Source organism: Citreimonas sp., from assembly GCF_042096055.1.
In the GTDB taxonomy this organism is placed as follows: domain Bacteria; phylum Pseudomonadota; class Alphaproteobacteria; order Rhodobacterales; family Rhodobacteraceae; genus Citreimonas.
The window spans coordinates 26,159-32,284 of the sequence record NZ_JBELMH010000025.1 but is presented as its reverse complement, the minus strand read 5'-3'; the positions used below and the strand labels follow the sequence as shown (position 1 = coordinate 32,284).

The window sequence follows — 6,126 nt, the reverse complement described above, 5'->3', positions numbered from 1 at the left end:
TACGAGGCCGAGCTCAAGGTCGTCAATGCCCCCCACTTCGACTGGGCCGAGAAGATGGGGCTGGAATACACGCTCGTCGACGCGCGGCAGGCCGCCCGGGACGGCAAGCTGGTCGATCTGGTCTGCGCCGCCGCCGTCATCCCGCCGGTCTTCGAGCCGCCGCTGTGGGATGGCCGACCAACCGTCGACGGCGGCATGGCCGACCAGGCGCCGATGCCCCGTCCGGACGAGGGCGACACGCTGATCCTGCTGACGCGGCGCTACAGGAACGTGCCGCGCATCGACGGGCGGACCTATGTCGCCCCTTCGGACGAGACGGAGGCCGACAAGATCGATTTCACCGACCCCGAGAAGCTGCGGGCGACGTGGGCGCAGGGTCAGGAGGATGCCCGGCGCTGGCTGGAAGAGGGCCTGCCAGACGAAATTTGAAGACGAAACACACTGAGGAGGAGAACCCATGGGACGTGTAGCACTGGTCACCGGCGGCAGCCGCGGCATCGGCGAGGCGATTTCGAAGCGGCTGAAGGCCGACGGCTACGAGGTCGCCGCGACCTACGCCGGCAACGACGAGAAGGCCGCGGCCTTCACCGAGGCCACGGGCATCAAGACCTACAAGTGGAACGTGGCCGACTACGACGCCTCGAAGGAGGGGATCGCCAAGGTCGAGGCCGACCTGGGGCCGATCGACGTGGTCGTCGCCAACGCCGGCATCACCCGCGATGCGCCGTTCCACAAGATGACTCCGGACCAGTGGAAAGAGGTGATCGACACCAACCTCACGGGCGTCTTCAACACGGTCCACCCGGTCTGGCCGGGCATGCGCGAGCGGAAGTTCGGGCGGATCATCGTGATCTCGTCGATCAACGGCCAGAAGGGCCAGTTCGCGCAGGTCAACTATGCCGCGACCAAGGCGGGCGACCTCGGGATCGTGCGCAGCCTCGCGCAGGAGGGCGCGCGGGCGGGAATCACGGCCAACGCGGTCTGCCCGGGCTACATCGCGACCGAGATGGTGATGGCCGTACCCGAGAAGGTGCGCGAGGCGATCATCGGGCAGATCCCGGCCGGGCGGCTGGGCGAGCCGGACGAGATCGCGCGCTGCGTGACCTTCCTGGCCTCGGACGATGCGGGGTTCATCAACGGCTCGACCATCTCGGCCAACGGGGCGCAATTCTTCTCGTGATCGGGTGTCCCACGATGGGACACGGGCGCGCCATAGCAAAATCAATGGCTTGCAGAGACGGATTCACGAAGCCTTAGGATTTGCCCCGGCGCGCCCCTGAAAATCGCTGTGCACGCGCGCACCAATTCCGCGCGCGGGCACCTGTTTCTCTGCGTCAGCGCGCGGCCTATATCCGGATCAACGGACAGGAGACCCGCCATGCTGAAACAGATCAACGGGCTGCACCACGTGACTTCGATCGCGAGCGGCGCGCAGGGCAACAATGACTTCTTCACCAGGACGCTGGGCATGCGCCGGGTGAAGAAGACCGTCAACTTCGACGCGCCCGACGTCTACCACCTGTATTACGGCGACGAGCAGGGCACGCCCGGCACGGTGATGACCTACTTCCCGTTCTCGGGCGCGCGCCGCGGCCGGTCGGGGGCGGGCGAGGTCGCGACCACCGCCTTCATCGTGCCCAAGGGCGCCCTGCCCTGGTGGCAGGAGCGGCTGAGCACATACGAGGTGCCGGGCGTGCAGAAGGGCACCCGCTTCGGCGAGAACGTGCTGGCCTTCCGCGGACCGGACGGCGACGGCTTCGCGCTGGTCGAGGCCGACGACGACCGCCCCGGCTGGATCGGGAACGGCGTCCCGGACGAGGCGGCGATCCGCGGCTTCCACTCGGCCGACATGCGGCTGAGCGCGCGCGGCGCGGCGGCGACGGCGGAACTGCTGGGCTTCATGGGCTACGAGCGCGAGGGCGCCGACGGCAACGTCACCCGCTTCCGGGTGCCGGACGGCAACGCGGCGCAGGTGATCGACATCACCGAGGTCGCCGCCCCCGAGGCGAGCCAGGGTGCTGGCAGCGTGCACCACGTCGCCTTCAGCGTCGACAACCGCGAGAAGCAGCTGGAAGTGCGCAAGGCGCTGATGGACACGGGGTATCAGGTGACGCCGGTGATCGACCGCGACTATTTCTGGGCGATCTACTTCCGCACGCCTGGCGGCGTGCTGTTCGAGGTGGCCACGAACGAGCCCGGCTTCGACCGCGACGAGGACACCGCGCATCTGGGCCAGGCGCTGAAACTGCCCAGCCAGCACGAACACCTGCGCAAGGCGCTGGAACAACACTTGGAGCCGATCCGTGACTGACGCGAAAGACGACCTGAACGCCTACACCTTCGCCGAGACGACGGGCGCGCCCGGCGCGCCGCTGGTCTTCACCTTCCACGGCACCGGCGGGTCCGAGGCGCAATTCCACGACTTTCCCCGGCAGATCCTGCCAGGGGCGCACGTGATCTCGGCCCGCGGCGACGTGTCCGAGATGGGCGCGCTGCGCTATTTCCGCCGCAAGGCGGAAGGCGTCTACGACATGGAGGACCTGGACAGGCGCACGACGCGGATGGCCGCGTTCGTCGCGGCGCACAAGGCGCGGCTGGGCGCCGGGCGCGTGATCGGGCTGGGCTATTCCAACGGTGCGAACATCATGGCGGCGGTGGCGTTCCGGCACCCGGAGCTGTTCACCGACATGGCGCTGCTGCACGCGCTGATCCCGTGGACGCCCGATCCGCAGCCCGGCCTTGCCGGCACGCGGGTGCTGCTGAGCGCGGGCGAGCGCGACCCGATCTGCCCGAAACCGCAGACGCAGGCGCTGATCGACTGGTTCGGCGCGCAGGGCGCGGACGTCACCACGCAATGGCACCCCGGCGGGCACGAGATCGCGCAACCCGAGGTTGATGCGCTGGCGCGGTTCCTGGCGGGCTGAAGCCCTGTTTCCGTCGGCCTGCGGGCCGGCGGCGTGTCGGCCGCGCCTGACGGGGCGCGGTCCGACCGCTTTCAGGTCAAGGGATGGGTCGGAGACCCCGAAGCACCTGCCCGCAGCGCGCGGGCCGGCGGATCACGCCGACGGGGTCAGGCGCGTGATCTCCTCTTTCAGGCGTAACTTGCGCTTCTTGAGGTCGGACAGATGCAAATCGTCAACACTGGGCGCGCGCTGCGCCTCTTCCACGGCCATCGAAAGCGTCTGGTGCTTCCGCTTCAGTTCCTGCAGGTGCGAACTAAGGCTCATGGTATCCTCCATCTGGTGTCGAGGCTTTCAGTGCATCACAGGAAACCGAGTCTGTCACGCTGCGCCTGCAGCATCCGGCAAGGGAATGCCAAGATTTTGTGACAACCTTACCGTGTCAGGGCGAAAATTTGAGCGCCTCTGCGTTGCGCAGCACCGCGGCGACGGCGGGGGCGTAGTCGTCGCCGTCCCGGTCGTGCGAATCGCCTTCGTGCAGGATCAGGCCTGCGTGCAGGCGGAAGGCGGCGCGCCCGCCCTTGCGCGCGCGCAGCAGCACCAGCCGCGGCGCGGTCCGCGCGCGGGGCAGCAACGGCAGCGCCTCGAGCGACCCGAGGCGCGCGGTCAGGGCGGTCAGCGCGTCTGGCAGACGTTCGGCCCGCAGCACGATCGTGCAGGTGCCGCCGGGGCGCAGGCGCCGCGCGGCGGTGTCGATCCAGGCGGGCAGCGGCGCGGGGCCGGCCAGCGCGATCTCGCGCCCCGGATCGGGCGCGGGGCTGCGGTTTCCGGGCTCGAAATACGGTGGATTGATCAGAACGTGATGCGCGGTGATCGCCCGCAATCCGGCGGGCGGGTCGGTCACGTCGCCGGTGTGGATCGTGCCGGACAGGCCGTTTTCGGCAAGGTTCCGGCGCGCGAGGTCGGCATAGCCCGGCTGCAGTTCCAGCCCCGCAAGCGTCAGGCCGGGCACGCGGATCCCGAGGCAGCACAGCGCCGGAGCGGCGCCGCAGCCCAGTTCCAGCGCGGTCTCGCCGGGTTTCGCGGGGACCGCGGCGGCCAGCAGCACCGGGTCGATGCCCGCACGGTAGCCGTCGCGCGGCTGGCGGATGTGCAGCCTTCCGCCCAGGAACGCGTCGCGCGTCAGGGCGTCGTCGGCGAAGGGCTCATGTCTCAAACCGGATGCCCGCCTGGCGCAGCACGCGGCGGGCGCCGTCGATCTGGTCGCGGCGCACCATGAGCCTACGTGGAAGAATGCCGATGGAGCCTTCGAGGACGCTCATGTTTACGTCGAACTCGAAGCTGTCTATACCCTCGGCGTCGAGAAGGCTCCTGGCGTACGGGATCAGCGTGATATCGTTGGTGCGCAAGAGCTCTTCCATGGGATGGATGTAAGATCACGCCCCGGCCGTTGTCGAGGCTTCGTTGGGAGACAGGATGAGCTTGGACGACCCGCACGCGAAGCCGCACGACCGTCTCGCCACGCTGCTGGCCGCCGAGATGGACGCCGTGAACGCGGTGATCCGCGAGCGGATGGCCTCGCGCCACGCGCCGCGCATCCCCGAGGTGACGGCGCACCTGGTCGAGGCCGGCGGCAAGCGGCTGCGCCCGATGCTGACGCTGGCGGCGGCGAAGCTGTGCGGCTACGAGGGCCCCTACCACGTGCACCTGGCCGCGACGGTCGAGTTCATCCACACCGCGACGCTGCTGCACGACGACGTGGTCGACGAAAGCGCCCAGCGCCGGGGCCGGCCGACGGCGAACCTGCTGTGGGACAACAAGTCGAGCGTGCTGGTCGGCGACTACCTGTTCGCGCGCAGCTTCCAGCTGATGACCGAGACCGGCAACCTGCGCGTGCTGCGCATCCTGTCGGACGCCGCGGCGACGATCGCCGAGGGCGAGGTGCTGCAGCTGACCGCGGCGCAGAACCTGTCCACGACCGAGGACATCTACCGCCAGGTGGTGCGCGGCAAGACCGCGGCGCTGTTCTCGGCCGCGACCGAAGTGGGCGGCGTGATCGCCGAGCGCCCCGAGGACGAGGTGCGCGCGTTGTTCGACTACGGCGACGCGCTGGGGATCGCCTTCCAGATCGTCGACGACCTGCTGGATTACTGGGGCTCGGACGCGACGGGCAAGAACGTCGGCGACGACTTCCGCGAGCGCAAGCTGACCCTGCCGGTGATCAAGGCGGTGGCCCGGGCGGACGGGGAGGAACGCGCCTTCTGGACCCGCGTGATCGAGAAGGGCGACCAGCGCGACGACGACCTGCCGCACGCGATCGCGCTGATGGACAAGCACGGCGCTCTGGAAGCCACCCGCGCCGAGGCGCTGTCCTGGGTCGCGCGCGCCAAGGACGCGATGGGCCGCCTGCCGCAGGGCGAGATCCGCGACCTTCTGATCGACCTCGCCGACTACGTGGTCGCCCGCGTCAACTGACGACCCCGGTGGGACGGCGGGCGGGGCGATGGTCCGGCCCTGCCGGGCCGAGCGGCGACCGGCGTTCCCCCTCTCAGACGGCGTCGAGGAAGCGGGCGATGGCGCGGTCGATCTCGGGCTGCGGATCGTCGGGCACCGGCACCTGGTAGATGTGCTTGCGGATGCCGATATAGACGATCCCCCCATGCAGCGACCACAGGTCCTCGGGCGTGGGCGCGCGGCCGCGCTCGGCGCGGATCTCGTCCAGCATCGGCAGCAGCAGCGTCCGGCCCAGGTGGTCGAGGTAGCGCCGGTTCAGGTCTGCGCCGGCCAGCCCCGAGAACATGAAGATGCGCATCCAGTCGTGGTCGAAGATGCGCTCGCCGTATTCGTTGTAGAAGGTGGACATGCGCTCTTGCACGGGGCGCGAGCGGTCGCGCAGCAGGCCCGCCCAGTCGGGCGAGATCCGGTCGAGGTAGACGCGCGCGTAGACCGCCTCGATCAGCGACTGCTTGCTGTCGAAATAGCGGAAGATCAGCGACTGCGTGACGCCCAGCCGCTTGGCCAGATCGCGCGTGTTTCCCTCGAGCCCCACATCCGCGAAGAAGCGCACCGCGGCGTCCAGGATCTGCTCGCGCCGTTCCTCGGGCGGCAGCCTGCGCCGCGCCGTCTCGGTCTCCGGAATGGTCTCTGCCCTTGGTGCCATGCTTCCCCGTATCCCCTCGGCCTGCCCGAATCTACTTGATCGGTCGCCCTGTCGTAAGGTAATGAT

General features: G+C 69.2%; 9 protein-coding genes. 5 read left to right on the top strand and 4 right to left on the bottom strand.

Annotated elements, in window-relative coordinates; translation table 11 throughout:
• The 4 genes from ACFDTC_RS07805 to ACFDTC_RS07790 form a co-directional block, all read left to right on the top strand.
• Positions 1–429, top strand: a 429-nt coding sequence (locus ACFDTC_RS07805) for a patatin-like phospholipase family protein (protein WP_375258319.1), incomplete at its 5' end; no start/stop codon positions are given.
• Positions 430–457: 28 nt separating this feature from the next.
• Positions 458–1,180 (top strand): acetoacetyl-CoA reductase, encoded by a 723-nt coding sequence (gene phbB, locus ACFDTC_RS07800; RefSeq protein ID WP_375258318.1) that lies wholly within the window; start codon positions 458–460, stop codon positions 1,178–1,180.
• A gap of 198 nt (positions 1,181–1,378) precedes the next feature.
• Positions 1,379–2,311, top strand: coding sequence for a VOC family protein (locus tag ACFDTC_RS07795; RefSeq protein ID WP_375258317.1), 933 nt, complete (start codon positions 1,379–1,381; stop codon positions 2,309–2,311).
• Positions 2,304–2,924 (top strand): alpha/beta hydrolase, encoded by a 621-nt coding sequence (locus ACFDTC_RS07790; RefSeq protein ID WP_375258316.1) that lies wholly within the window; start codon positions 2,304–2,306, stop codon positions 2,922–2,924. The genes ACFDTC_RS07795 and ACFDTC_RS07790 overlap by 8 nt, the downstream gene beginning before the upstream one ends.
• Positions 2,925–3,056: 132 nt before the next feature.
• Here ACFDTC_RS07790 and ACFDTC_RS07785 read toward each other — a convergent pair whose 3' ends face one another.
• The 3 genes from ACFDTC_RS07785 to ACFDTC_RS07775 form a co-directional block, all read right to left on the bottom strand.
• Positions 3,057–3,227 (bottom strand): YdcH family protein, encoded by a 171-nt coding sequence (locus ACFDTC_RS07785; RefSeq protein ID WP_375258315.1) that lies wholly within the window; start codon positions 3,225–3,227, stop codon positions 3,057–3,059.
• 115 nt (positions 3,228–3,342) lie between these two features.
• The gene (locus tag ACFDTC_RS07780) at positions 3,343–4,116 is read right to left on the bottom strand and encodes a tRNA1(Val) (adenine(37)-N6)-methyltransferase (protein WP_375258314.1); all 774 of its coding nucleotides are present in this window, start codon (positions 4,114–4,116) and stop codon (positions 3,343–3,345) included.
• Entirely contained in the window at positions 4,106–4,321 is a 216-nt protein-coding gene (locus ACFDTC_RS07775) for a DUF2007 domain-containing protein (protein ID WP_375258313.1), read from the bottom strand. The genes ACFDTC_RS07780 and ACFDTC_RS07775 overlap by 11 nt, the downstream gene beginning before the upstream one ends.
• Before the next feature lie 55 nt (positions 4,322–4,376).
• On the opposite strand from ACFDTC_RS07775, the gene ACFDTC_RS07770 reads away from it, so the two are divergent.
• Positions 4,377–5,375, top strand: coding sequence for a polyprenyl synthetase family protein (locus ACFDTC_RS07770; RefSeq protein WP_375258312.1), 999 nt, complete (start codon positions 4,377–4,379; stop codon positions 5,373–5,375).
• A gap of 73 nt (positions 5,376–5,448) precedes the next feature.
• Here the strand turns inward: ACFDTC_RS07770 and ACFDTC_RS07765 are convergent, their stop codons facing one another.
• Positions 5,449–6,060: a TetR/AcrR family transcriptional regulator gene (locus ACFDTC_RS07765; protein WP_375258311.1), complete on the bottom strand. Its 612-nt coding sequence runs from the start codon at positions 6,058–6,060 to the stop codon at positions 5,449–5,451.
• Positions 6,061–6,126: the final 66 nt, after the last annotated feature.